Genomic DNA, 26638 nt, shown 5'->3' on the forward strand with positions numbered 1-26638 from the left:
AAGATGAATTTCACCGGCTCCAACATTCTTTCTGTAAACCAGTTCAATCGCGACAGCATTGACTACATATTCTCCGTTGCGGACAAGATGCAACCTTACGCCCGGCGTAAAACGCGCACTCGAGTTCTTGACGGCGCTATCCTTGGTAATCTTTTCTTCGAACCTTCCACTCGTACACGGGTAAGCTTCGGCACGGCATTCAACCTGTTAGGGGGTGAAGTCCGCGAGACTACCGGTATGGAAAGTTCGGCCATTGCAAAGGGCGAGTCGCTTTACGATACCGCTCGCGTATTAAGCAGCTACAGCGACGTTATTGCCATGCGACACCCTAAGTCGGGCTCAGTACGGGAGTTTTCTGAAGGTAGCCGGGTACCGGTCATTAACGGCGGCGACGGGGCAAACGAGCATCCAACTCAGGCATTGCTGGATCTTTACACTATCCAGAAAGAACTGGCATACCATCAGCAAAGCATTGATAACATGCACATTTGCATGATTGGCGACTTGAAATACGGGCGTACCGTACATTCGCTGTCCACGTTACTCTCTATGTACAAAAACATTAAATTCACTTTAATTTCGCCACGTGAACTTTCCATGCCAGATTCCGTATTAGATACGCTGGCAAATGCAGGCCATCGTGTAACGGTTACAGAAAAAGTCGACGGTATTGTCGATGCTGACATTGTTTATCAAACTCGCATACAGCAAGAACGCTTTGCAAGTCCGGAAGACGCTGATCAATATCGCGGTAAGTTTCGTTTAAACCAGGCTATTTACACTAAGCACTACAAGCCCAACACGGTCATCATGCATCCTTTGCCGCGGGATTCACGCGCCGAAGCGAATGAACTGGATAACGACTTAAACCAAAACCCCAACCTGGCTATTTTCCGTCAGGCTGACAACGGAGTGCTAATTCGTATGGCTCTGTTTGCATTAACACTTGGAGTCGTTGACCAGGTTGATAAACACCAATGTGATGTCATCTGGTACAGCGAAAAAAGCCAACAGTAAAGAGGTAGTTACGACATGAGTCGCTCAGAAGAATTATATACTCAGGCACAAATCAGTATCCCCGGAGGCGTTAACTCGCCGGTTCGGGCGTTTAATGGAGTTGGCGGCAGCCCCATTTTCTTTGAGCGTGCTGAAGGCGCTTACATGGTGGATGCCGACGGCAAACGTTATATCGATTACGTCGGCTCATGGGGTCCCATGATTCTGGGACATAATCACCCGGCAGTGTTAGAGGCCACTCTGCAGGCAGCAAAGCGAGGCTTGAGCTTCGGTACACCAACGGAAGTTGAAATCACCATGGCGGAGACTATTCGCAAAATAGTCCCTTCTATTGAAAAGGTGCGTATGGTAAATTCCGGCACTGAAGCCACTATGACGGCCATTCGCCTGGCACGCGGCTACACCAGCCGGGATAAAATTCTGAAGTTTGAAGGTAACTACCACGGCCACGCCGACTCCTTGCTGGTTAAAGCGGGTTCAGGTGCTTTGACTCTGGGTGTTCCTAACTCGCCCGGCATTCCTGAAGATTTTGCCAAACATACCTTAACCGCCACTTACAACGATATTGAATCAGTGAAACAAATTTTCGCTGAAATGGGCGATGAAATTGCCTGCATTATTGTTGAGCCGGTAGCTGGTAACATGAACTGCATTCCACCAGCTCAAGGCTTTTTGGAAGGCTTACGCAGTCTTTGTGACGAGCATGGTTCAGTCCTGATTTTTGATGAAGTCATGACCGGTTTCCGTGTGGCCCCGGGCGGCGCTCAAGATCGCTACAAGGTTAAACCTGACCTCACAACTTTAGGTAAGGTGATTGGTGGCGGTATGCCAGTCGGCGCTTTCGGCGGCAAAAAAGAAGTTATGAACTACATTGCGCCGTTGGGTCCTGTTTATCAGGCAGGCACCTTATCGGGAAACCCGGTTGCTATGGCCGCCGGCTTAGCGGCATTACAGCAATTATCTACCCCAGGGCTTTATGACCAGCTTTACCAACGCGTTGACACGCTACTGGACGGCTTGCAGGAACGCGCTGACAAGGCTGGTGTACCAATGACAACCAACCGCGCCGGTTCTATGTTTGGTTTCTTCTTTACCGAAGAGCCCGAAGTGACCACTTACGCTCAGGCTACACAGTGTAATATGGAACACTTTAAGACGTTCTATCACGCCATGTTAGAGCAAGGCGTGTATCTTGCGCCATCGGCCTTTGAAGGCGGCTTTATGTCCGCAGCGCACAGTGAAGAAGACATTCAGAACACTCTGGATGCCGCTGAAAAAGCCTTTGCTAAGTTAGCCACCAAATAAACGCTCCCACCAGCTTTTCTCGCGGATATTGCCTTCACAGGTAATATCCTCGGGAAGCCTGATTTCCTCAGCCGGTAATTTACGACCATTACCGCAATCTTCAGGAATTCGCTGTCCCGTTGTCGGGTGAAAGTTTTGCATTTGCAGAGGCTCCGGTACATCTAAAGCCATGCTCAACGGCGGTAAGTAATCATAAAAATCCGCCACAACGTTGAGAGCCCCGCTACTGCCGGTTAAGCCTACGGGTTGATTATCGTCACGGCCTAACCAAACCGTAACTACATGCTCGCCATCTACAGCCACAAACCAGCTGTCACGATAATCATTCGTTGTACCTGTCTTGCCACCAACTACCTGACCGGCTAACGCACTTTGAAGACGACTTGCTGTGCCCTCAGCCACTACTCCACGTAAACCATAACGAGTCAGATAAGACACGTTTTTATCGAAAACTTCTTCTGTCTCCGGTGCTTCGCGCCTATAAAGCACCTCACCCTGATGCGTGGTGATAGACGAAACCGCAGCCAAAGACTGATAACGACCATCATTCATCAACGCACTGTACATTCGTGTCACCGCCATAGGAGACAATGACGCAGCCCCCAAAGTCAGCGATGGATAGGCTTGTAACGGCGTTGTCACGCCTAACTCGCGTAAATAACTCACCAGTTGATCTATGCCCACTTCCATGCCCACCCGAACGGCCGGTAAGTTGCGCGACTGGACCAAGGCATCGTACAGCAACAAACTACCATCAAATTCTTTATCGTAGTTCTGCGGCTTCCATTCTTTGCCTTTTTTGTCAGACAACGTAATGGGCTCATCTGCGACCGGGGTATGCAGACCAACGCCTGAATCCTGCATCGCGGCGGCATAAATGATGGGCTTCATTAATGAACCTATTGGTCGCAATGCTAACAGCGCCCGGTTATAACCTATAGCCTGACTTAAGCGGCCACCAGCCAGTGCACTCACCGTGCCGTTACGGTAATCAGCAACGACCATTGCGCCTTCTAACTTTTTATCTTCGCCGCCAGCCATAAGCTGTTGTGCTAACGAACGCTGTACTGCACTTTGTGCGTCCACCTGCAAATGCGTAAAGATTTTCAGCCCGGTTTCCTGCCAGTCTTCCGGCAGGATAATGCGCTTCATTTCCCGACGTACTAAGTCCATATAATGGGGGTACGGGTGCTCAACCAGACGGCGGCTTTCTTTAACGTCAAGCGGCTGTTCAACCGCCGCAACGTAGTTATCTTTACCAAGCAGGTCCTGTTCAAACATGACTTTAAGCACGGTGTCTCTGCGGCTTTGGGCGCGCTCCGGGAAACGTCTTGGGTCGTAATAAGAAGGACCTTTTATCATCCCCACCATTAAAGCAATTTCGCTTGGGGTTAGCTCCTGTACTTGCTTACCAAAATAGAACTGGCTGGCAAGCCCTATACCGTGAATCGCATTGCTTCCGTCCTGCCCAAAATACACTTCGTTCAGGTAGGTCTCTAATATGGTGTTTTTATCAAAACGGTAATCGATAACCAGCGACATCATGGCTTCGTGAAACTTGCGCCACAATGTCTGCTCTCGGCTCAGATAAATGTTTTTGACCAGTTGCTGAGTAAGAGTAGAGCCGCCCTGAACCGTTCTGCCCGCTTTTAAGTTAGCAGCTAAAGCCCGCAGAATAGACCACGGCGATACGCCCTGATGATGATAGAAGTTTCTGTCTTCAACTTTTAATAAGGTTTCAATAAGTAAGTTAGGCACGACTTCCAGCCCAACTAACAAACGGTCTTCTTTACTTAAGGTACTAATGCGGCCTATCAGCTCGGGTTCCAGACGAAAGCTTTCCAGCTCTCTGCCACTGGGCCAGCTTTTTATCGACTCAATACGGTCACCGCGAAAGTTAATTTGCACTCTTTGCGCCATTTGCGGTCCATCGGAAAAGTCGAAAGGCCGCCTGTGCACCATGACATTGTTTTTACCAACCGAGTAGTAACCCGACTGCCCGGTATTACTATTACGCTGATAACCCACCCGCTCCAGAACATCGACCAAACGTTGCAGACGCATAGGATGACTCTTTCTTAACGTTACCTCATCGGCGTAAACCAAAGCAGGTGCCTGATAGCGCTTGTTACTAAAATGACGCGACAAACTGGCATCCAGATAAATGGCATAAAGCCCGATGACGGCGATAAGTACCAGCCCTATCTTAAAGCTTGTCCAGAATAGGTATTGAAACCATCGACTTTTTATCACTACTGCTGCCTTTTGGTTTTAAACGTTGCGGTTGCATTCAGAGGGTCTTCGGGCCACGGATGCTTAGGGTAGCGACCACGCATTTCTTTGCGCACGTCGGCGTACGCATTTTGCCAGAAACTCGCGAGATCATTGGTTCGCTGTAACAGACGCCCGGCCGGAGACAGAAGATCCACGGTCACAACTTGTTGGTTATCAATAATTTTAGGCGATTCAGAGACACCAAACATTTCCTGTAATTTGACCTCAACTCTGGGGGTATCGTCCAGATAATTTATAAACACTTTACGTTCTGTCGGAGTTTGCCACCATTCAGGACAAGCCGAATTAAGACGTTGCAGTTCTGAGTAGTCGAGAAAATAACACAAGGCCTCGTAAGGATCCCACTGCTGCAATTGTTTTAATGACCGGATATTCGTCCAGTATGGCGCAGCCCAGCGCTCCAGGCTATTAAGTAGTCCTGCATCGCTCATGTCGTAAGCCCCCAGCTCTCCGGCTTGTTGCAGCCAGTAGACCCGCCGTTGTAGCTGTTTCGCGCGTTGACTCCAGTTGAGTTTATCCAGGCCTTTATCGCGCAACCACAGGCAGAAGGCTTCGGCTTTTTGTTCATTGGAAACCGGTCCACTATTCGTAGTCTGGCTGAGTACCAGGGAGCCCAGCTGAGTACGAGTTATTTGTCGCAGTTGTTGCTGCTCACCTACCCATTCAGCTGTTTTCCTGGTCTGCAAAGGTATGCCGGCTTCTTTCAGTAACGACAAGGCATCGTCCACAGGTAACAGACAGCGGCTGCGGCCTATCGTATTTTGCTCATGAAAGGTGACATCAAAAATAATTGCCCAGGTTGGCTGCTTAAGGCGACTGCTGTCGCCACTCACCCGCCCGCCACAGGCCAGTTGAAAGTCGCCTCGGCTGGCATCATACTTTGCGACTCGGTCGGGGTAACCTTGCAGTAAGGCAGCGGCAAGGCCTTCTTCACAGGTTGTTGCGGATTCCGCGGAGTCTGCAACTTCTTTCAGCCCAAAATGGTTTAACCAATAGCGCCAGCGTTGTTGCCACAAAGGCGCCTGTTTTTGTTGTTGATAATGCTGCTGAGTGCGTTCAAATAGATCGACTGTTTTTATGCTAGTTTGCGGCTCTTCCAGTGTAGCCAGAACACGAGCCATAGCAGCTTGCTGCTCGTTCGCCAAAGCTTTGGCTGCGTCCGCCACCAATAAAATTCTGGGATCAAAACCGCCGGACTCGAGCTGTCGGGCTTTTGCGGTTAACTGCCCCTGTTTTATTAAGCCGGTGCTGGCTAAAAAGTCGGTCGCCGCGGCGCAATGGCCGGGGTCGGGCTGAGAAAACCAGGCCAGTTGATTCACCTCACTGCCCCAGCGCAGTACATCCAGTACCAGTGCTGATAAATCCTGAGTGGCGACGTCCGGAGGCGCATAATCGGCAAAGCCATGTTCATCGGAGCGCGCCCACAAGCGAAAACATTGCCCGGCCTGCTGGCGACCCGCACGGCCGGCACGTTGTGTCGCCGATGCTTTGGCAATACGCTGCGTTGCTAACTGGCTTAGCCCGTATTGCGGCAGGTATTGAGCCCGGCGCTCGCGACCACTGTCGACAACCACATCAATACCGTCCAGAGTTAAGCTGGTTTCAGCAATATTCGTTGCCAGAATAATGCGTTTTTGGTCCGGCGCCTTTAATACTTGCCGCTGTTGCTGCAAGGGGATACGCCCGTGCAGGGGTAAAATGATTGTGCCCGGCGGCATTCGCTGGCTCAGTTCAGTCGCAATCTTTTGTATTTCATAAACACCGGGTAGGAAAACCAGAACACCTTTTTCGGCAGCAGCAAAGGCTTCGACAACCACTTTGGGTAAGTCAGTCAGCCATTGAGTAACATGAGATGCTGGGCGATAGTGATACTCAACCGGATAACTCCGGCCTTCGCTGCGCAAAACCTGCACCTGATCACAGTAACTCTCTAACCAGAGTTTAAGACTTTCTGCGGGCAAGGTGGCCGACATAATCAGCAGGTTTAAATCCGGACGCAATGGCAGGGCATCAATCACCAACGCCAGACTCAAGTCACTGTGCAAATTGCGTTCGTGGAATTCATCGAAGATTAGCGTGCCAATACCGCCAAGCTCAGGATCCTCCTGTAGCCATCGCACCAACACGCCTTCCGTAATAACGAGTAACTTAGTTGCCTTACTGCGCTTGCTGTCGCCGCGCACCGTGTAACCAACTTGCTCCCCTACCGACTCGCCCAACTGCTTAGCCAAATAATGAGCAATATTCAGCGCAGCAACACGCCGGGGCTGCAGCATGACAATAAGACCGTCATTAGCAATACCCTGCTGCAACAGAAATAGCGGAAGTTGTGTTGATTTACCGGCACCGGGCGGTGCCTCAATAACGACACGCGCTGCCGGAAAGGCTTTCGCCAGCTCCGGCAGCACGCTCTCAATTGGCAAGGTCATGCCAAATTAATCACCTTGTACGGTTGCGGCTATGGTGCGAACACCGGCCGCGGTAGCGCCTGTCGCCCACATAGAGGTCGCCGATTTTTGGTAAGCGCCAGCTAAATCGAAGTGCAGCCAGCCTTTGCCGCTGTTCGGCGCAAAGCGCAGTAAAAAGCCCGCGGCATTACTTGCACCACCGGCACCACCACCTTTTTGCGGGCGGCTGTTGGCCGTATCAGCAAACGCTGACGGGCAGTTCTCACTGTGCCATGGGGCCAACGGTAAGCGCCACAATAGCTCATTTTCTTTATCCGCATTCGCCAATGCTTTAGTGGCAGCCACTTCATCCACACTAAACAGCGCGTTGTACTCATTACCAACCGCCATTTGCGCGGCGCCGGTCAGTGTCGCCGCATCAATAATCTGTTTAGCACCAAACTCACCCGCGGCCTGTAAGCCATCGGCCAGCACCAGACGACCTTCTGCATCGGTATTAACAACTTCAACCGTCAGGCCGTTTTTATAGCGAATAATGTCGCCTAACTTGTACGCGCGGCCATCAATCATGTTTTCGGCACAGCAAAGAATGAGCTTCACACGCTTATTCAAACCGCGGCGTATTGCCAACGACAATGCACCGGATACGGTAGCTGCACCACCCATGTCGCACTTCATAGCGAGCATGCCTTCGCTTGGCTTAATGCTGTAACCACCACTGTCGTAGGTAATACCTTTACCTATCAACGCGGTTTCTACTGGCGCATTGTCATCGCCGGTTGGGTTGTAATCTAATACCAACAACCCCGGCGCGTGCTGACTGGCGCGACCTACCGTATAAATTCCCATCCAGCCGGCATCTTTCAGCGCTTCACCTTTTATGAATTCCGCGCTGACGGTATCTGGTGCCAGAGCCTTAAAGTGCTCGGTTACGCGTTGCGCCAAACTTTCAGGATAAACCTCTTCCGCTGACAAGTTGGTCAGCTCGCGACTGAAACGAGTCGCTTCACGCATGGCATCAAGTTCTTTCGCGGCGGGTTCATCGGTTTTACTCCAGATAACCTGGTTGGTTGACAAGGTTGACGTAAACCCTTGTGACAACGCCCACTGACGCTCCAGATTCCAGTCACTGCCAGCAGCTTCAATGGTTACTGCTCCGGTATTGTCCAGAGTCCGGCCTGCTTTCTGGATACGCCGCAAGTTTTCAGCTTCATCTTCAACTAAGATGATGTGTGCTTTGTTTTCGCCAAAGACTAAGTTTGATTTTGGATTCCAATAACTTGCGGGGGCTTCCTGAGTTAAATAGATTGCGAGTGCGCTGGACATTCTGTACCTCTCCCGATAATTTGCTGTCTGTTTATACTAGAGTTATGAGGTCTCTGATGCAATTTAACAAGCCCCTGCGCCAGGGAGTTTTGCAAAAAAGATACAAGCGTTTTCTCGCCGACATTGATTTTGGTGACAACGAAACGACAACAACCCACTGCCCTAATACCGGAGCCATGACCGGATGTGCAGAGCCTGGCTTTACGGCCTGGTGCAGTGTTTCTGATAACCCCAAACGTAAATACTCACTGACCTGGGAGCTCGCTCAGAATAACAACGGTGAAATTATTGTGGTCAATACACAGCACGCTAACCGCATGGCCGGAGAGTTACTGCAAACCAACCTTGTGCCTGAATTAAGCCAGTGGCAAGAGCTAAAACCAGAGCAACGCTACGGTAAAGAAAAAAGCCGCATCGACTGGTGGGCTGTCGACCAGAATAACCGTGAATGCTTTATTGAAGTGAAAAGTGTCACTTTAGCGGATGCGGGTCAGGGTTACTTTCCCGACGCAGTCAGCCAACGCGCTCATAAACACCTTAATGAACTTATGCAGGTTGTGGCCGATGGTCATCGCGCCGTGCAGCTATACATGGTAATGCACGACGGTATTGAACAAGTTTCCCCCGCCGCACATATCGATACCCAGTATGCTGAGCTGTGTAAAAAAGCAGCGTCAGTCGGAGTCGAGTTTTATGCCGTAAAGTGCCGCGCGTCGGCGAAAGAAATAAAACTGGAGAGACCAGTTCCCGTAAGCCTTTAAAACTCAATACATTCACAATTTTACCGCAGAAATTTAATCCGAATGACATTGCCAACCGTACCCCTTTCTGGTATACGTAGCGTCCTTTTTTTAATGTACCGCTTTTTAAGCACTCTTTTATAGAGAATGTAGGAGATCCATGATGCCTCAAGGCAAGGATAAGAAAACCCATGGCATCCTGGCGATGGCCGGCCTGGAGCCGTATCAGGAAAAACAGGGTGAAGAGTACATGAACGATGCGCAACGTGCGCATTTTCGTCGTATTCTGGAAGAATGGCGTCGTCAATTACGTCAGGAAGTTGATCGCACAGTGCATCATATGAAAGACGAAGCAGCGAATTTTCCTGACCCGGTAGACCGCGCTGCGCAGGAAGAAGAGTTCAGTATCGAACTACGTACACGTGACCGTGAGCGTAAGTTGATTAAGAAGATTGAAAAAACTTTACAAAAGATAGAAGAAGATGATTTTGGCTTTTGCGAATCGTGCGGTATTGAAATTGGTATCCGCCGCTTAGAAGCTCGCCCAACAGCTGACCAGTGCGTGGACTGTAAAACGCTGGCGGAAATGAAAGAGAAGCAAATGACCGGAGCCTAAAGGCTCATGTATCGTGGCCGTTTTGCACCAACACCTTCAGGGCCTTTGCACCTGGGATCATTAGTAGCTGCCGTTGGTAGCTACTTAGATGCTAAAGCGCATAAAGGTGAATGGCTGGTTCGCATTGAAGATGTCGATAAACCGCGAGCCGTGGCCGGAGCGGCCAATACCATTTTAACTCAGTTAGAAGCTCACGGTTTAGAGTGGGATGGCCCCGTTTTATACCAAAGCCAGCGTGACTCAGTTTACCAGCATCAGCTCAACCAGCTGGAAAACGCTCAGCGTCTTTATCAATGTGACTGCAGTCGTCGGGCTATTCGTGCCCGCAGCGATCACTACGATGGCTACTGTCGTAACCACCAGCCTCGTTCAACCCCCTTCGCCCTGCGCTTTGTTAACAATAATCCGATTGATGCATTTAATGACCGCGTGCACGGCGTATTAGAAGATCACTCTGCTTCAGTCTGTGAAGACTTCGTACTGAAACGCCGCGACGGATTGTATGCTTACCAGCTGGCTGTGGTCGTTGATGATATTGAACAGGGAGTTACCGATATTGTACGTGGTAGCGACTTGATAACTCCTAGCTTCTGGCAGCTCACTTTATGGCAGTATTTCACCGGAAATCAGCCACGAATGATGCATTTACCGCTGATAATGAATGACGATGGTCGCAAGTTGAGTAAACAAAACCATGCGCCGCCGATTGAGTCCAGCCAGGCAAGTAATAACCTGTTCATGGCGCTGAATTATCTGGGTATTGAGCCGGAACCGGAGCTGCGGCAAAGCCCTGTCAGGGAAATATTGCAACAGGCGTTGCAAAGTTGGTGCAAAAAGTGGCATATAGCAGGTCGTTAACGGTACAATATACAGACAACAACTGATTCTAAATAAAAACAATGGTAAGGGAGAACCACCATTATTAAGCGAATAAAAGCACTGGCAAAGCGCGCCTTTTCCAGTAAGGCGGCAGAGCCTGAATCCAGCCGGTTACCCAAGTTACAGGTTATCCCACGGGACAAACATCCAGTATCCCGTAGCGATATCAGTAAAAATGCAATAAAGGTTCTTTACCGTCTGCACAACAGCGGTTTTGAAGCCTATCTGGTTGGCGGTTGCATCCGCGATATTCTACTGGGGCTTGAGCCAAAAGATTTTGATGTCACCACCAATGCCACACCAGAGCAGATTAAATCCCTATTTCGTAACTGTCGCCTAATTGGTCGTCGCTTCCGCCTTGCGCATGTCGTGTTTGGCAAAGAAGTCATTGAAGTTGCTACTTTCCGCGGCCACCACGGGGACAGCCCGCAGGAAGAAAACAAGAAAAACCGCACGGCAGACCAGGATGAGCATGGTCAGCTGGTTCGCGATAATGTCTACGGCAGCATAGAAGAAGACGCCGAGCGCCGCGACTTTACCACCAATGCGCTGTATTACAATATTGCCGATTTCGCGATCTACGATTTTGCCAACGGCGTTGATGACATTAACGCCGGTATTTTGCGGATGATTGGTGACCCGGAAGTACGCTACCGTGAAGATCCGGTGCGCATGCTTCGCGCCGTTCGCTTTGCCACAAAACTGAATATGCAAATGGATGACTCAGTCAGCGGTCCGTTAAAAGAACTTGCCCCGTTACTGATAAACATTCCACCGGCGCGTTTGTTTGACGAGTTCCTGAAAATGTTTATGTCGGGCAAAGCTGAAGCTAACTTCCTGATGATGAAAGATTTCGGACTGTTTCAGCAGTTATTCCCGATGCTGAAAGATTACGTCGCTGATGAACAAAGCCCGGCCTATCAAATGATGCTGAAGGCCTTTAAAGACACCGATAGACGCATTGCAGAAGAACAGCGTGTTACCCCGGCCTATTTAATTGCGGTGTTGTTGTGGTGGCCGTTGCAGGCTCGACGCGAACAACTTGAGAACGAAGGTGGCCTGCCACCAATGGACGCATTAAACGTTGCCGCAGCTGATGTTATTCACAGACAGTCGCAACGCGTTTCATTACCCAAGCGGTTCAGTCTGCCAGCCAGAGATATCTGGCAATTGCAGCGTCGCTTGAATATCACTAAAGGCGTGCGCGCTCAGAAAGTGCTTGAACATAAACGGTTTCGTGCGGCCTACGACTTTTTATTGTTACGCTCTTATGCGGAAAACGGCGATAAGAAATTAGCCGGGCTGGCAGAGCACTGGAGTAAAGCGCAGGACAACCCGGAGCAATTAAAGTCGTCTAAGCCGGAAGCGAAGTCAGGCCGGCGCAAACCGCGCCGTCGTCGTGGTCCGCGCCGGAAGCCTCAGGAAAACAAAGGTAATGACGCAACATAAAGCCTTTATTGCGCTGGGTAGTAACCTGGGCAAGCCGGTGGATAATATTCTATCGGCTTTAAATGTGCTGAATAATGATTCCCGCTGGCAATTATTAGCTTATTCCTCACTTTACGGTAGCAAGCCTATGGGCCCGCAGGACCAGCCCGACTACGTTAATGCCGTTTGTTCTGTAAGCACCAGCTTACTGGCGGCTGATCTTCTGCAAGCTTTGCACGATATAGAAGATGCTTTTGGTCGTAAACGTGTCAGGCATTGGGGCGAGCGCACGCTGGACTTGGATCTGCTGCTGTTTGATGAACAACAACATCAAACTGACTCTCTCCGGGTTCCTCACCCGGGGTTATACGAACGCAGCTTTGTACTTTATCCTCTGGCCGAAATAGCCGCCGACAAACTTTTGCCTAATGGCAATACCGCAAAACAACAAACAGAGACTCTTACCGAAGAGGGTCTGGACGTGCTAATCTGTCGGTCTGATATAACCATTTAAAACTGCTGAAGGTGCGTCATGGCAACAACCAAAACCAGCATTGCAACGTTACAAAAAATGAAACAGGAAGGGACCAAGATCAGCTCCCTCACCGCCTATGACTCAAGTTTCGCTAAACTCATGACCGAGCAGGGCGTCGACTTTATTTTGGTGGGCGATTCACTGGGTAATGTTGTCCAGGGTCGCGACTCAACGGTGCCGGTAACCGTCGATGATATGATTTACCACACTCAATGTGTGCGTCGTGGCGCGAGCAATGCCTTTGTTATAGCAGACATGCCTTTTATGACTTATAGCACACCTGAGCAAGCCTATGATGTCGCCGCAGCTTTAATGCAGGCGGGCGCCAACATGGTAAAGCTGGAAGGCGGTCACTGGTTGGTTGAAACCATTAAAGGCTTAAAGACCCGGGGCATTCCGGTGTGCGCTCACCTTGGTTTACTACCACAATCGGTTAATGTTCTTGGTGGTTATAAAGTACAAGGCAAAGAGCAACAACAAGCCGAGGACACACTGAACCAGGCTTTGGCTCTCGAAGAGGCCGGCGCTCAATTGCTTGTTCTGGAATGCGTACCCGCTTCTCTGGGGAAACGTATTACCGACCAGGTATCTATTCCCACTATTGGTATTGGCGCAGGCGCAGACACCGACGGACAAATTTTGGTCATGCACGATATGCTCGGTATGAACAGCGACTACCTGCCTAAATTTGCCAAAGACTTTTTAGCTCAGGGTGGCTCGCTTGCTGATGCATTCCGTTTATATTCAGAACAGGTGCGCTCAGGCGAGTTTCCAACAGCAGAGCATAGCTACAAATGAGAATTCTAAAATCCCTTGCTGAACTTCGCAGATGGCGTCAACAGCAGTCTGAAGTCGCTTTAGTACCGACTATGGGCAACCTGCACGACGGTCACCTGCAGTTGGTCAAAACGGCGTTGGAACGATGCGACAACGTGGTTGTCAGTATTTTTGTCAATCCGATGCAATTCGGTGCAAATGAGGATCTCGACAGTTATCCGCGCACGCTCAAAGCCGACTGTCAGGCGCTGGATGCTTTAGGGGTCTCTGCGGTATTTAGCCCTCAGGTAAGTGATATGTATCCCCGCGGGCTCGACAAACAGACGCGAATTGACGTCCCTGGCATTAGTGACATTCTTTGCGGAGCCAGTCGCCCGGGGCACTTCACCGGCGTCGCTACTGTTGTCTGTAAGCTATTTAATATGGTGCAGCCACAATTGGCCGTATTTGGCGAAAAAGATTATCAACAACTTCAGCTTATTCGCTTAATGGTACAAGACCTAAGCCTGCCTGTAGAAGTTCTGGGAACAGCCACACAGCGGGAAACCAGTGGCCTGGCCATGAGCTCTCGTAATGGTTACTTATCCACAGAGCAAAAGCAGCAAGCGGCGGCGCTTTATAAAACCCTGGAAGAAACCAAAGCGAAACTGAGTGTAAATACTCATTTTGGGGAGCTGGAAGCTGCAGCAAAAGAAAAGCTGACTGAAGCCGGGTTTGTGCCGGACTATTTCAGTATTCGCAACGCCGCAGATTTACAGGAAGCGACTCCTGAAGACCCTGAGTGGGTCATTTTGGCAGCCGCTTTTATGGGGAAAACGCGTTTAATTGATAACTTACGGGTTACCAACACAGCGACTAAATAAGCATACCCAGTTCGCGCATTTCAGTGTGCAAAGCGCCACGCAAACTGGTGGCTTTTGCCGCAATTTTACGCTGTTCGCATAACACTTCCTGAAGCATGTCGTCGGTTGTTAATGGGTTTGCCAGAACCACACGAAAAACCACCGTTGGCTCATGATGATATTGAGCAGGTGTCAATTTAGTTCGTGACACAAACGACTGCCCGCTTTCCCGCTGACGTTTTTGAATATAACGCGTCAATGCGTTTAAGTGCGGAGTTAGTCGCGCCAGCTGCTCTGGTGTCGCTTTATCCAGCACCTTTTTTACTTTAGCTGGCACAAAACGATAGGTCAGAATACAAAGCTCCGGCTCAGTAATGACTTCAAAGTCATCCTGCTCAGAAATCAGCTTCGAGAAATAACGCGCTTTATCAATACTGTTATTAATCAGCAGCTCGTAACCACGGCGGCCAATAACGTGCATGGCTGAAAACACCATCATAGCCATACCCGCGCGTGAACCTTCCATTGAGTGTGCCCCTAAATCTTTAGAGCCTTGACGGATAATATATTCGGCGTGATGTTCTATCGATTTAACCAGTGACGGGCTCTTAAACAGCACCACGCCTGCGCCCATAGGGACATACATTTGCTTATGCGCATCAATAGTGACACTGTCGGCTCTCTCAATACCAGCCAGTAGTGAACGGTGCTGTTCGGACAATAAAGTCGCTCCCCCCCACGCCGCGTCAACGTGAAAGTGTGCACCCACTTCTTCTGCTACAGTAGCCATTTCGTCGAGAGGATCGATGTGCCCAGTTTCGGTGGTACCCGCAACGCCCACAAGAGCAAGCACTTTGCCGCCCTCTTCTGTAATCCGCGCACAGGTTTTACGCAGTTCATCAATGCGAATGCGGTTGTCGCTGTCGGTTGCAACTGAGACTAAATTTCGGCGACCAATACCAAGTACGTCAGCTGCTTTGCTTAAGGAATAGTGACCACGCTCAGACACCACGACGGTTAGCTTTGAATAACCGTAATGTTGAAGGCCTGCGGCCAATCCATCTGCGGCAATTCCCGCAAAATCGCCGTCAGCCTGCAACAAGCGATTTCGAGCGACCCAAAGCGCGGTCATATTGGCTATAGTTCCACCCGAGCAAAAAGCTCCCAAAGAATGTTGCGCGCTGTGCATCCAGCGATTATAAAACGGCGCATCCTGCTGATACACCAAGTGATGCATCATGCCAATAACGTTACGCTCCAGCGGCGTGAAGGCTTTAGACGTCTCAATTTTAACCAGATTCTGATTCAGCCCCACCATGAGTTTAGCTAAAGGCAGCAGAAAATAAGGTAAGGCAGATGTCATATGCCCAATAAAGCGTGGTGACGCCGTATGCACCGAATGAGCGACCAGCTTATCCAGCAGAAATTCTGTATGGTCGGAAACAAAAGCAGGCTCTTCCGGTATCTGTGACTTATCAAAGTCACGCTCAATTTCCTGCAGCGGTTTTTCCCGGGCAACAATGTGTTCACCTAAAAAACCCATCAGGTTTTCTGAAAGATGCTTTTCGATTTTACCCAGCGTTGAGTCAGGAGCCTCAGGTATCGTAAAAATACGATACAACGACTCCTGGTTCACTTCCGCTATTTCTGGTTTAGGGCTCAATCAAGACTCCTTAGATAAATTCGCGTGCAGTTGCCATAAAGCCTGACCGCTGTTCTTATATTTGCGTTCAAAAGGGGTTATTGGCTCAGCGTCATCGGACAGCAGTGAGATATCGGCGTAATGCCCGCTCACCTTAAGTGCCTGCGCCACTTCTAACAAGTATAAGCTCCAATTAGAACGCATATGCAATTCACCACCAAGCGCAACCACATCTTTCCATACCGGGCTACCATGCCAGCGGCGTGCTAAATGAGCCGATTTAGGCCAGGGATTCGGGTAAAAAATACAATGCTGCCGGGGCTGCCATCCGGCCCGGTTCGCCAATCGCCAGAAGTCATTCAGATCAGCTCTTACCACCCAATAACGCTGACCATTCTCGCTGGTCTGATAGTGGCTGTGACGGTCAACCCGATGCGCGGACTTATCAACGCCGATAACCATAGCATCAGGGTGAATTTCTGCCAGTTTTGCCGTACTCTCGCCCACGCCGCAGCACGAATCCAAAATAACAGGCCCGCCCCAGCTCTTTACCTGCGCATGAATTTCGTCGAACGCCTGCTGGTTGTGCTCCTGAATCGGTTTCAGAAACTCACTTTCTAAATGGCGACGAACCGCGGCTTCAGTGTCTTCATGCGGCCCATTCTGGTTAGTCGTAACCGGTCTTGCCTGCTGCATCAGGAGCGGATCCCTATGCCTTTATCGAGGATATAATAAGCCGCCGCAAAGAACAGCACATTGAAGCCCACCAGAACCGCTATGGCAAGACCGATACCCACGTCTGACTGACCTAAGAAACCATAACGGAAGCCATTAACCATATACAACACCGGGTTTGCCATAGAGACTTTCTGCCAGAATTCCGGCAACAGACTAACCGAGTAAAACACACCGCCTAAATAGGTTAGCGGCGTCAGTACGAATGTCGGAACGATAGAAATATCGTCAAAGGTTTTACCGTAAACGGCATTAATTAACCCGCCCAGACAGAATAAGGTGGAGGTTAAAATGACCGTTAATATCACGTAACCAATATGAGCAATTTGGATGTCTTCTACAAAAAAGAAAGACACACAAGTAACAATAACCGCGACAATCAAGGCTCTGGCCATACCGCCACCGACATAACCGGCAATAATAACGGCGGTTGGAACCGGCGACACCAGCATCTCTTCGATATTGCGCTGAAACTTAGCACTAAAGAAAGATGACGCCACATTGGAATAGGAGTTGGTAATCACCGACATCATAATAAGGCCGGGAACAATGAACTCCATGTAGCCGACGCCACTCATTTCACCAATTCGTTCGCCCACAATGCTACCGAAAATGACAAAGTAAAGCGTCATGGTGATTGCCGGCGGCACCAGAGTTTGTATCCAAATACGAAGAAAGCGAGTGCATTCTTTGATCCAGATGGTTTTTAACGCAATAAAATTCGCTGCGGAATGGCTCATTTGGCTTCCTCCTGCTGACGCCCCTGCTCGACCATAGACACAAACAATTCCTCTAAACGGTTGGCTTTATTGCGCATTGACAGTACTTTTACCTTTTGGGCAGAAAGCTGCTCGAAAACGGCGTTCAGCCCGGCATTTTTATCAACTTCCACTTCCAGTGTCTGCTCATCTGTCCAACGGTGATTAAAGTTCTCTATTTCTGCACCGTTATGGCCCGGTTCTAAATCTAAGACAAAGGTTTCACGGCTTAGCTGCGCCAGCAAGCGCTTCATTGACGTGTTTTCAATAATGCGGCCACTATCAATAATACCGATATTACGGCACAGCATTTCGGCTTCTTCCAGGTAGTGCGTGGTCAGAATAATGGTAATACCCTGCTGGTTTATCTTGGTCAGGTAGTCCCACATGGACCGGCGCAGTTCGATATCAACGCCTGCCGTTGGCTCATCCAGAATCAGTAATTTAGGTTCGTGCAGTAATGCGCGGGCAATCATCAAACGGCGTTTCATGCCTCCAGACAAAGAGCGTGCCGGCTCATTGCGCTTATCCCATAACCCCAGCTGCTGCAGATATTTTTCAGAGCGCTCTTTCGCCAGAGACCGCGGAACACCGTAGTAACCCGCCTGGTTGACTACAATTTGCTGAACGGTTTCAAACTGATTGAAGTTAAACTCCTGCGGCACCAAACCAATTTGGCGTTTTAAATCGGTGAGCTGCGTGTCTAAGTCGTAACCGAAAACCTTCACCTGACCCGAGGTTTTATTTACCAGCGATGAGATAATTCCGATGGTGGTCGATTTCCCTGCTCCATTAGGACCAAGCAGTGCATAGAAATCACCTTCCTCAACCTCTAAATCAATACCTTTTAAGGCTTCAAAACCACCGCGGTATGTTTTTCGCAAGCCTGTAATTTCTAGTGCTTTCATAGATCTCTTTATGACTCCTTTCCATAGCCCCAACGGCTGACTAAACGCTGCTCAAGGCCAAGATGATCCAGGATTCTGGCCACCATAAAATCGATTAAATCATCAATGCTTTCTGGTTGATGATAGAAGCCCGGCGCTGCCGGCATTATCGTTACGCCCTGCTGACTGAGTTGCAGCATGTTTTGTAAATGGATTGTCGAAAGCGGAGACTCTCTCGGAACTAAAATTAATTGTCCACGCTCCTTCAGTACGACATCGGCGGCGCGCTCGATCAACGTATTACTGCTGCCATGCGCAATTGACGACAAGGTGCTGGTTGAACAGGGGCAAACCACCATTTTTGCGGGCGCAGCTGAACCCGAAGCCACCGGCGAAAACCATTCTTCTTTGCCGTAAACTTTGAGTTGCTCAGCACCAACCGAAAAGTGTTCACATAGCATTGCCGCTGCTTTGTCAGGAGCGGCCGGAATTTGCATACCCTGCTCCGTTGCCAGTACGACCCGGGCAGCACTGGAAATGAGCAACAGTACCTGTTGATCCTGATCAAGCAAACATTGTAACAAACGCAGCGCGTAAGGGGCACCCGAAGCACCGGTTATCGCAACAGTAATTCTATTGTCGGTTTTCATTGAACAGTTCCTGTGTCATTCAGTTATTGCAGGGCTTTAAGAAAGCGCTGGTGCAAACCATCGAAGCTGCCATTGCTCATAATAAGTACGGCGTCTCCGGTTTTGACTGCAGCCAGCAACCCTGCCAGCAAGTCATCGGTCGACTCAAACACATGCGCCTTGGGCATTTTTTCGGTCAGTTGCCATTGTAGCCCTTCGGGCTGCAACACGAATACATCGTCTGCATCTTCTAATGACTCAACCAAAGTATCGCTGTGAACGCCCATTTTCATGGTATTTGAGCGCGGTTCAAGTACCGCAATAATGCGACTGTCAGGCTGATGCTGGCGTAAACCGGATACGGTTGTTTTAATCGCGCTGGGGTGGTGAGCAAAATCATCAAAAACTTTTACGCCGCGGTGCTCGCCTAATAACTCCATACGTCGCTTGGGACTTTTAAAACCGACTAGCGTCTGCGCGCTCTGCTCAGCTTTTATGCCAACATGGGCAGCAGCCATAATCGCCATCATGGCATTGTTAACGTTATGAGTACCCAATACGTTCCAACTAACCTGAGCAATGCATTTGCCCTGATAATGCACTTCGAATTTCGTACCGTCAGCTTTAAGCAATTTAGCCTGCCAGTCACCTTGCTCACCCATACGTAGCACCGGACTCCAGCAGCCTTGCTTCAGCACCTCTTCCAGAGCTTTATCGCCCGCGGGTGAGATCACCTGGCCGGTGTCGGGAACGACCCGCAGCAAATGCGCAAACTGTCGTTGAATAGCCGCTAAATCTGGGAAGATGTCTGCATGATCAAATTCCAGATTATTCAGAATTAACGTATCCGGTGCGTAATGAACAAACTTGGATCGTTTATCAAAAAACGCTGTATCGTACTCATCGGCTTCAATCACAAAAAAGTTCGAATCGGTTAAACGTGCACTGACCGGAAAGTTTCCCGGCACACCGCCAATCATAAAACCGGGATCAAAGCCGTTATCTTCTAAAATCCAGGCCAGCATACTCGCGGTCGTGGTTTTTCCGTGAGTTCCGGCAACCGCCAATACCCAATGCTGAGTTAATACGTTGTCGTGCAGCCATTGCGCGCCAGACACATACGGAATACGCTCCCGTAAAACCGCTTCAACTTCGTCGTTACCACGGCTTAACGCGTTGCCGATAATCACTATGTCGGGGCATGGCTTTAAATTGTTATGCGAGTAGCCCTGCATCAATTCAATGCCGAGATTTTCCAGTTGCGTGCTCATGGGCGGATAGACCTTAGCATCAGACCCGGTTACCCGGTGACCAAGTTGCTGTGCAATGGCGGCCACGCCTCCCATAAACGTTCCGCAAATCCCAACAATATGAATGTGCATGAGCTTTCTAAATCCGTTCGCTTTAAAAATACCGGAAGTGTACCACCGTCCTTGCTGACAAGCAGGATTTTTACCAAAAAATAAGGTATCATTTGCGCTCTCTGAACAAACATTTGTTAGCACCCAATAACCAGAGCTGCAGGAACTTTCATGAAACGTTTATTACCAACACTGAGAGCGGATCAAACCAGCGAATCGCTTATCTCTGTTATTAACACCATTCAAATTGCAGCCAAGGAAATTTCTTTCCGTCTGCATCAGGGCGCATTAGCTGGAGTCTTAGGCTCAACTCTGGACGAAAACATTCAGGGCGAAACGCAAAAGAAGCTCGATGTTGTCGCCAATCAGCTGTTAAAAACTCTGTTGCTTGAGTCACCTAACGTCCATGCGGTTGCCTCTGAAGAAGAAGACTCCATTGTCGAAAGCCCGAACTCAGGCCATTACCTGGTGGCATTTGATCCACTGGACGGCAGCTCTAACATCGACATTAACGGTGGTGTGGGTACTATTTTCTCTATTCTGCGTAAGCCTGAGGGCGAAGAGACCAGCGAGAACATGTTCCTGCAACCAGGTAAGGCTCAGGTTGCTGCCGGTTATGTCTTGTATGGCCCCGCAACTATGCTGGTTATGACGACCGGTAAAGCGGTGCGAATTTACACTCTGGATCAGACCGTTGGTGAATTCTTGTTGACCCATGAGAAAGCGGAAATCCCGAAAGATACCAAAGAGTTTGCCATTAATATGTCGAACCGCCGTCACTGGGCTGACCCTATCCGCGCATACATTAGCGACTTGCTGGAAGGCGAAGAAGGCCCGCGCGGCAAGAACTTTAATATGCGCTGGAATGCCGCGATGGTCTCTGATGTACACCGGGTTATTTCGCGTGGTGGTTTATTCACTTACCCCTGGGATGCCCGGAAACCGGAAAAACCCTTTAAGCTGCGCCTTTTATACGAAGCCGCACCTATGGCAATGCTGGTGGAAAAAGCCGGCGGGAAAGCCACCGACGGCTACAGCCGTTTATTAGAAATTGTGCCAAAACATATTCACCAGCGCGTCTCGGTGGTTATGGGCTCTGCTAATGAAGTGAGTGTGTGCATGGAGTACCATAGTCAGTATCCAAAACCGTATTAGACGGATGTCGATATTGCGTGGCTATTGCGTGAGTGCCCCGAGCCGCTATAATCGCGCAGTACCTTTTTTTATTATTTTATTACTACAGCAGGAAGTACTATGAGCTTAGGAAACGTAACGGCTGGCTCAAACATGCCAGAAGAAGTTAACGTCATCATCGAGATTCCGGCAAACGCCGATCCGATTAAATACGAAGTTGATAAAGACACCGGTACCTTATGGGTTGACCGTTTTATGGCAACCGCTATGTTTTATCCGGCCAACTACGGTTTTGTTAACCAGACGCTGTCTTTAGATGGTGACCCGGTAGACGTACTTGTCCCGACTCCGTACCCGCTGCAAGCTGGTTCTGTTATTAAATGCCGCCCGGTTGGCGTGTTGAAAATGACTGACGAGTCAGGTGAAGACGCGAAAGTTATCGCAGTTCCGGTTAGTAAGCTGACCAAAGAATACGATCACATCAATGACGTTGATGACCTGCCTGAGTTGTTAAAAGCACAAATCACTCACTTTTTCGAGCGTTACAAAGAGCTGGAAAAAGGTAAGTGGGTTAAAGTTGACGGTTGGGGTGATGCCGCTGCAGCAAAAGAAGAAATTGTGTCTTCTTTTGAACGTGCGAAAAAATCGTAATTTAAAGTGGTCAGCAGCACCGACGCAATAAATGCCGTCAATATAGAAAAACTGAGTTTTTCCTGGGCGGGACAAAAGCCAACTCTGGATATTCCTGCCTGGCAGGTAAAACAGGGCGAAACGGTGCTGTTGCGCGGCCCCAGCGGTAGTGGAAAATCAACATTACTATCGCTGTTGGCCGGCATTAATACACCTGAACAGGGTCGGTTAGACCTGTTTGATACTGCATTTTCCAGTTTGTCCGGCAGACAACGAGACCGTTATCGTGCTGATAATATTGGCTATATATTTCAGCAATTTAATCTGTTGCCCTATTTATCCGCCTTAGACAACGCCTTACTCGCCTGTCAGTTCTCGCAAAAGCGCAGACAACGTTTAGCAGAGCAGGGAACATCGGCAGAAGCGACTGCATTGGAAATGCTAAAACGCTTAGGTTTATCCTCAGAACAAATTCAGCAACAGGCTCATACCCTCAGCGTTGGTCAGCAACAACGGGTAGCAGCTGCCAGAGCCTTACTGGGTGCACCTAAACTGCTGATAGCGGATGAACCAACCTCGGCACTGGATGCTGAGCACCGGGATACCTTTATCCAATTATTACTTGAGCTGAGTAGCCAGAATAACACCACGGTTATTTTTGTGACTCATGACGCCGCTTTGTCTTCTTATTTTGATAAACACGTCGAGCTTAACGAACTTAATCGGGCGGGGGCTAAACCATGATCCGCCTTGCCCTGAAGAGCTTGCTGAACCGACGCGCGAGCGTACTTTTAACTGTTATAGCGATTGCTGTCAGTGTCACCCTATTACTGGCAGTGGAGCGTGTCCGTGAACAGGTACAAAGTCATTTTGCTAATACGGTTTCTGGTACGGACTTAATTGTTGGCGCCAGAACCGGACAGACACAGTTGTTGCTGTCTTCTGTCTTTCATATTGGCAGCATGACCAACAACATGAGCTGGGAGAGCTTTGCCGAAATTAGTAGCCGCCCTGAAGTCAGTTGGGCCGTGCCAATTTCGCTGGGTGACAGTGTTCAGGGGTTGCCGGTTGTAGCCACAACCAATGCGTATTTTGAACACTTTAAATATGCTGATAAGCAGCCTTTAGCGTTTTCACAAGGCCAGCCTTTTGCCTCAGATGAAGACGTTGTATTAGGAGCTGACGCAGCCGAGAAGCTGTCAAAAACCATTGGTGACGATATTATTATTGCCCACGGCAGTGGCGGCATTAGCTTTAGCGAACACGATGAGCATCCATTGACGGTTACTGGCGTCCTGCAACGGACAGGAACCCCGGTTGATCAAGCGGTGCTGGTAACCTTGCACAGCCTGGAGATGATTCACGGCGGTGGAACCGGGCACGACGAAGAGCATGACCAAAGCCACGAGCACGAGCATCATAGCGAGGCCCGGGCTGAAAGTATCAGTGCCGCACTACTCGGCTTAAAGGCCAAGCCTTTGGCGTTGCGCTTACAACGTCAAATCAATACCTACGACAAAGAACCCTTAACTGCCTTGCTGCCGGGTATGACACTGCAGCAACTATGGAAAACCTTAAGAGTGTTCGAGCAGGCATTAACCGCCATCTCCGCTATGGTGGTACTGATTGGTCTTCTGGGTATGCTGACCATTATGCTTGCTAGCTTAAGGGAACGCCGTCGCGAAATGGCGGTCTTAAGAGCTGTGGGCGCAGGCCCCGGAACCATATTCGGCTTGTTACTTAGTGAAGCTCTGCTACTTACCGTGGTTGGTGCGTTCTCTGGCTTACTCCTGCTATATGGCCTGCAATGGTCGTTGGCCGGCGTTATTCAGTCGCAAACCGGGTTAATCTTCACCAGCTCCTGGCCCAGCATGAGTGAGTGGTGGCGCATAGCTCTCGTGATTACTGTCGGCTTTATGTTAAGTTTAATACCCGCATGGCGTGCGTATCGCCAATCTCTTGCAGATGGACTTACGGTGAAAATATGAAGAAGTTATTCGCGGTTGCACTTTTAATGCTAACCCTTCCCGCGTTCGCGGCTGCTGAAAAAATTGGCTGGAAAGATCTTATTCCTGAAGGGTTTACTCCACCTCCGGTAAAGCCTCAGTCATACTATGACGCGAACCCCGAAGAAGACCGGCAAACCAACCTGGATGCACCGGTAGTTGAAGCCCTGGACGGTAAGAAAGTGCGTATTCCCGGTTATGTTGTGCAACTGGAAGGGGACGCCGATAACGTCACTGAATTTTTACTGGTGCCTTATTTTGGCGCGTGCATTCATGTGCCACCACCACCGCCCAACCAAATTATTCATGTTAAATACGCTGAGGGCGTTCCCTACGAAAACACTTATGATGCCGTTTGGATAGAAGGCACCATTAAGGTAGAACGCAAAGAAGGTGACCTTGCGGTTGTAGGCTACCAGATGGAAGCCGACAACGTAGAAGTCTATAACTAAGAGTAACTCATTTGCTTTTGTAACAAGCGGATCAACTGGTCAGCGGGCATTGGTTTAGCAAAGAAAAAACCTTGCCCCTCAGTGCACTCCAACCCTAAAAAGTAATCCAGTTGAGCTTGTTCTTCGATGCCTTCGGCCAGCACTTTTAAACCTAAACGGCGAGCCATATCGACAATAGTTTCTATGATGATCTTACCGCTTTTCTCGTCTGAATTATTGACGAAAGTTTTGTCTATTTTAATTCTATCTAGCGGCAGTTTTTGTAAGTAACTGAGCGATGAAAAGCCAACACCGAAGTCATCAATTGCTACCTGAATACCTTGCTGTTTCAAACGCCTTAACATATCGGCAACTAAATCAGGGTCTTCCATCACGATACTTTCTGTAATTTCTAACTCAATTCGATTCGGATCAATTCCCCACTGCTCTATTTGCTTTTCGACTAACTCGGGGAAGTCGCGCTTCCGAAATTGTGGTACTGAAACATTAACCGCAACCTGAAGCTGCGGCAGACCAATTTCATCAAAAGCATTAATTTGGCGACAAGCTTCTTCAATAACCCAAGAGCCAATTTCCACAATGAGCCCCGAGTACTCCGCTAACGGGATAAACTCTGCGGGAGAAATAAAAGAACCGTTGCTTTGAGGCCACCGTAAAAGCGCTTCTACACCTACAACTTTCTTTGTTCTCAGCTCAACTTGTGGCTGATACCAAACCTGCAATTTTCTATTGGCAAAATCGGCACGCAGCCGGCGGACCAGATGAAGACGACGCTGAGTCTCTTGTTCCATCGACGGTTCATAATAGTTATAGCGGTCAAAAGAGTTATTTTTTGCATTTTTCAAAGCAATATAAACTTGTTTCAACAACCCTTTGCCATTAACGTTCTCGGGGTTTTCTGCTGAAGCAAAACCACAGGTTACCCGCAACGGGATATAATGCTCTCCCGCTCTAAAAGGTAGGGCAAAAAGCTCGCTGAAAGCGCTAGGAGTGACAATATTCGCAGGACCGTAAATGCCGAATACATCGGCAGCAATACGCGAAACAAAGACTTTATCGCCAAGTTGGTCCGTGAGACGCAGAGCCACAGCTCGCAACAGTAAGTTACCCACATCCTGCCCTAATCCATCGTTAACATCAGAAAAGTGGTCGATGTCGATGACAGCGATCATTTTATCCTTATCCGACTTTTCAGACAGAGCTTGAAGACACCGTGTAAACTCGGCTCGATTAGGAATGCCGGTTAAAGGGTCAAGGTACGCTGCAGTCCGCAGTTCTTCGAATAAATTTGCATTCTCGAAGCCAACCGCAATATTGGCTAAAAAGACTTCCAGCAACTCCTGATCATACCCAGCTACAGCATTTTGGGTTTCTATGTAAGCAGCCGCCTGATGCGCCTGGCCATCAATAAAGAAGACCGTCGCGGTGTCTGTATGAATATGGCGCTGTTCACTCAGGCATTTTATGACATTTTTTTCTATTTCTTCAGAGTTAAGAGTGGATAAACTCTTATTAATACTATCGGCGAAGTGCCCGGCAGCTCCTAGTACCAGAATATCATTGTTTTTATGAGGCGCTCTGCCACCAACAATCCCTTCAGCGCGTAAGCCAAGCAAAGAAGCAATTTGTGTGACTACACCTTCAGAAAAATTAACAATGGAATGTTTTTCCATTAAGTTGGAAGCCGAGTGAATGATTTTACGCAAACCACGACGATTTTCGTTAATGGTGCAAAGTTGCTGATACGAGCGAACAGCGGAAAATACAGTGGTTAAAAGACGGCTTCTTGTAAGTTCTGTTTTTGTCTTGTAGTCGTTAATATCATAATTTTTTACAACACTCTCTTCGGGAGCATAACCCGGTTGCCCTGTTCGCAGCACAATCCGAATCTCGTCATTGCCTAACTGCTCCCTAATGGCCTGAGCCACTTTTAAACCGGCGTCATCGGTTTCCATTACAACATCAAGCAATACCATGGCGATGTCGTCATGTTCTGTCAGGCGATCAAGCGCTTCACTACCACTATAAGCATGGAAGAACTCTAGCTGGCGGCCACTTATAATAACATCAGCAAGCGCCATTTTAGTGACCGCATGAATTTCCTGATCATCATCAACAATCAGAATTTTCCAGAAACCTTTACTGTACTCTGCCGGAGTAACTTCATCGTCGTCGTGAAGAAACAGCGGTTCATCTTGACTACTGACCATGCGTTGAGGCCATCCATCTATAAGAA

Annotated in this window: 24 protein-coding genes; 14 read left to right on the plus strand and 10 right to left on the minus strand. The window is 49.1% G+C overall.

Annotated elements, in window-relative coordinates; genetic code table 11:
* Window positions 1–3: 3 nt before the first annotated feature.
* The gene (locus U0358_RS11535; RefSeq protein ID WP_317497492.1) at window positions 4–1017 is read left to right on the plus strand and encodes an aspartate carbamoyltransferase; all 1014 of its coding nucleotides are present in this window, start codon (window positions 4–6) and stop codon (window positions 1015–1017) included.
* A 15-nt stretch (window positions 1018–1032) separates the two neighbouring features.
* Window positions 1033–2322, plus strand: a complete 1290-nt coding sequence (gene hemL, locus U0358_RS11540; protein ID WP_317497493.1) for a glutamate-1-semialdehyde 2,1-aminomutase — start codon at window positions 1033–1035, stop codon at window positions 2320–2322.
* On the opposite strand, the gene mrcB is transcribed toward hemL, so the two are convergent.
* The 3 genes from mrcB to pepB are packed head-to-tail and all read right to left on the minus strand — an operon-like array spanning window position 2308 to window position 8351.
* Entirely contained in the window at window positions 2308–4575 is a 2268-nt protein-coding gene (mrcB, locus tag U0358_RS11545) for a penicillin-binding protein 1B (RefSeq protein ID WP_322406370.1), read from the minus strand. The genes hemL and mrcB overlap by 15 nt on opposite strands.
* Complete coding sequence (gene hrpB, locus U0358_RS11550; protein WP_322406371.1) at window positions 4575–7046, minus strand: ATP-dependent helicase HrpB; 2472 nt, start codon at window positions 7044–7046, stop codon at window positions 4575–4577. The genes mrcB and hrpB overlap by 1 nt, the downstream gene beginning before the upstream one ends.
* Window positions 7047–7052: 6 nt before the next feature.
* Entirely contained in the window at window positions 7053–8351 is a 1299-nt protein-coding gene (gene pepB / locus U0358_RS11555) for an aminopeptidase PepB (RefSeq protein ID WP_317497496.1), read from the minus strand.
* A gap of 56 nt (window positions 8352–8407) precedes the next feature.
* Between pepB and sfsA the strand changes: the two genes are divergently transcribed.
* The 7 genes from sfsA (at window position 8408) to panC (ending at window position 14189) form a co-directional block, all read left to right on the plus strand.
* Entirely contained in the window at window positions 8408–9112 is a 705-nt protein-coding gene (gene sfsA / locus U0358_RS11560; protein WP_322406372.1) for a DNA/RNA nuclease SfsA, read from the plus strand.
* A 142-nt stretch (window positions 9113–9254) separates the two neighbouring features.
* Window positions 9255–9707 (plus strand): RNA polymerase-binding protein DksA, encoded by a 453-nt coding sequence (gene dksA, locus U0358_RS11565; protein ID WP_317497530.1) that lies wholly within the window; start codon window positions 9255–9257, stop codon window positions 9705–9707.
* A 6-nt stretch (window positions 9708–9713) separates the two neighbouring features.
* Entirely contained in the window at window positions 9714–10565 is an 852-nt protein-coding gene (gene gluQRS / locus U0358_RS11570; RefSeq protein ID WP_317497498.1) for a tRNA glutamyl-Q(34) synthetase GluQRS, read from the plus strand.
* A gap of 150 nt (window positions 10566–10715) precedes the next feature.
* Window positions 10716–12035: a polynucleotide adenylyltransferase PcnB gene (pcnB, locus tag U0358_RS11575; protein ID WP_317497531.1), complete on the plus strand. Its 1320-nt coding sequence runs from the start codon at window positions 10716–10718 to the stop codon at window positions 12033–12035.
* Window positions 12022–12528: a 2-amino-4-hydroxy-6-hydroxymethyldihydropteridine diphosphokinase gene (folK, locus tag U0358_RS11580; protein ID WP_322406373.1), complete on the plus strand. Its 507-nt coding sequence runs from the start codon at window positions 12022–12024 to the stop codon at window positions 12526–12528. Before pcnB ends, folK begins: the two co-directional genes overlap by 14 nt.
* A gap of 18 nt (window positions 12529–12546) precedes the next feature.
* The gene (panB, locus tag U0358_RS11585) at window positions 12547–13347 is read left to right on the plus strand and encodes a 3-methyl-2-oxobutanoate hydroxymethyltransferase (RefSeq protein ID WP_322406374.1); all 801 of its coding nucleotides are present in this window, start codon (window positions 12547–12549) and stop codon (window positions 13345–13347) included.
* Window positions 13344–14189 carry a pantoate--beta-alanine ligase gene (gene panC / locus U0358_RS11590; RefSeq protein ID WP_317497501.1) on the plus strand — a complete coding sequence of 282 codons (846 nt, stop codon included), beginning with the start codon at window positions 13344–13346 and terminating at the stop codon, window positions 14187–14189. The genes panB and panC overlap by 4 nt, the downstream gene beginning before the upstream one ends.
* Here panC and panP read toward each other — a convergent pair.
* The 6 genes from panP to mpl are packed head-to-tail and all read right to left on the minus strand — an operon-like array spanning window position 14182 to window position 20201.
* On the minus strand, window positions 14182–15831 hold the full coding sequence (panP, locus tag U0358_RS11595) for a pyridoxal-dependent aspartate 1-decarboxylase PanP (RefSeq protein ID WP_317497502.1): 1650 nt from the start codon (window positions 15829–15831) through the stop codon (window positions 14182–14184). The genes panC and panP overlap by 8 nt on opposite strands.
* The gene (trmB, locus tag U0358_RS11600; protein ID WP_322406375.1) at window positions 15832–16506 is read right to left on the minus strand and encodes a tRNA (guanine(46)-N(7))-methyltransferase TrmB; all 675 of its coding nucleotides are present in this window, start codon (window positions 16504–16506) and stop codon (window positions 15832–15834) included.
* Window positions 16506–17285 carry an ABC transporter permease gene (locus tag U0358_RS11605; protein WP_034822007.1) on the minus strand — a complete coding sequence of 260 codons (780 nt, stop codon included), beginning with the start codon at window positions 17283–17285 and terminating at the stop codon, window positions 16506–16508. Before U0358_RS11605 ends, trmB begins: the two co-directional genes overlap by 1 nt.
* Complete coding sequence (locus U0358_RS11610) at window positions 17282–18211, minus strand: ABC transporter ATP-binding protein (RefSeq protein WP_317497504.1); 930 nt, start codon at window positions 18209–18211, stop codon at window positions 17282–17284. The genes U0358_RS11605 and U0358_RS11610 overlap by 4 nt, the downstream gene beginning before the upstream one ends.
* An 8-nt stretch (window positions 18212–18219) precedes the next feature.
* Complete coding sequence (locus tag U0358_RS11615) at window positions 18220–18840, minus strand: flavin prenyltransferase UbiX (RefSeq protein ID WP_317497505.1); 621 nt, start codon at window positions 18838–18840, stop codon at window positions 18220–18222.
* 23 nt (window positions 18841–18863) lie between these two features.
* Window positions 18864–20201: a UDP-N-acetylmuramate:L-alanyl-gamma-D-glutamyl-meso-diaminopimelate ligase gene (gene mpl, locus U0358_RS11620; protein ID WP_322406376.1), complete on the minus strand. Its 1338-nt coding sequence runs from the start codon at window positions 20199–20201 to the stop codon at window positions 18864–18866.
* Between the two features lie 150 nt (window positions 20202–20351).
* Between mpl and U0358_RS11625 the strand changes: the two genes are divergently transcribed.
* The 5 genes from U0358_RS11625 to U0358_RS11645 all read left to right on the plus strand — a co-directional run bounded on the left by U0358_RS11625 (window position 20352) and on the right by U0358_RS11645 (window position 24402).
* Window positions 20352–21335 carry a class 1 fructose-bisphosphatase gene (locus U0358_RS11625; RefSeq protein ID WP_322406377.1) on the plus strand — a complete coding sequence of 328 codons (984 nt, stop codon included), beginning with the start codon at window positions 20352–20354 and terminating at the stop codon, window positions 21333–21335.
* A gap of 99 nt (window positions 21336–21434) precedes the next feature.
* Window positions 21435–21965 (plus strand): inorganic diphosphatase, encoded by a 531-nt coding sequence (ppa, locus tag U0358_RS11630; RefSeq protein ID WP_317497508.1) that lies wholly within the window; start codon window positions 21435–21437, stop codon window positions 21963–21965.
* Between the two features lie 27 nt (window positions 21966–21992).
* The gene (locus U0358_RS11635) at window positions 21993–22688 is read left to right on the plus strand and encodes an ABC transporter ATP-binding protein (RefSeq protein ID WP_322407481.1); all 696 of its coding nucleotides are present in this window, start codon (window positions 21993–21995) and stop codon (window positions 22686–22688) included.
* Window positions 22685–23932: an ABC transporter permease gene (locus U0358_RS11640; protein ID WP_322406378.1), complete on the plus strand. Its 1248-nt coding sequence runs from the start codon at window positions 22685–22687 to the stop codon at window positions 23930–23932. Before U0358_RS11635 ends, U0358_RS11640 begins: the two co-directional genes overlap by 4 nt.
* Entirely contained in the window at window positions 23929–24402 is a 474-nt protein-coding gene (locus U0358_RS11645; RefSeq protein WP_317497510.1) for a DUF3299 domain-containing protein, read from the plus strand. Before U0358_RS11640 ends, U0358_RS11645 begins: the two co-directional genes overlap by 4 nt.
* Here U0358_RS11645 and U0358_RS11650 read toward each other — a convergent pair.
* On the minus strand, window positions 24399–26612 hold the full coding sequence (locus U0358_RS11650; RefSeq protein ID WP_322406379.1) for a bifunctional diguanylate cyclase/phosphodiesterase: 2214 nt from the start codon (window positions 26610–26612) through the stop codon (window positions 24399–24401). The genes U0358_RS11645 and U0358_RS11650 overlap by 4 nt on opposite strands.
* Between the last annotated feature and the right edge of the window lie 26 nt (window positions 26613–26638).

This window comes from Idiomarina sp. PL1-037, from assembly GCF_034422975.1.
Taxonomy (GTDB): Bacteria; Pseudomonadota; Gammaproteobacteria; order Enterobacterales; family Alteromonadaceae; genus Idiomarina.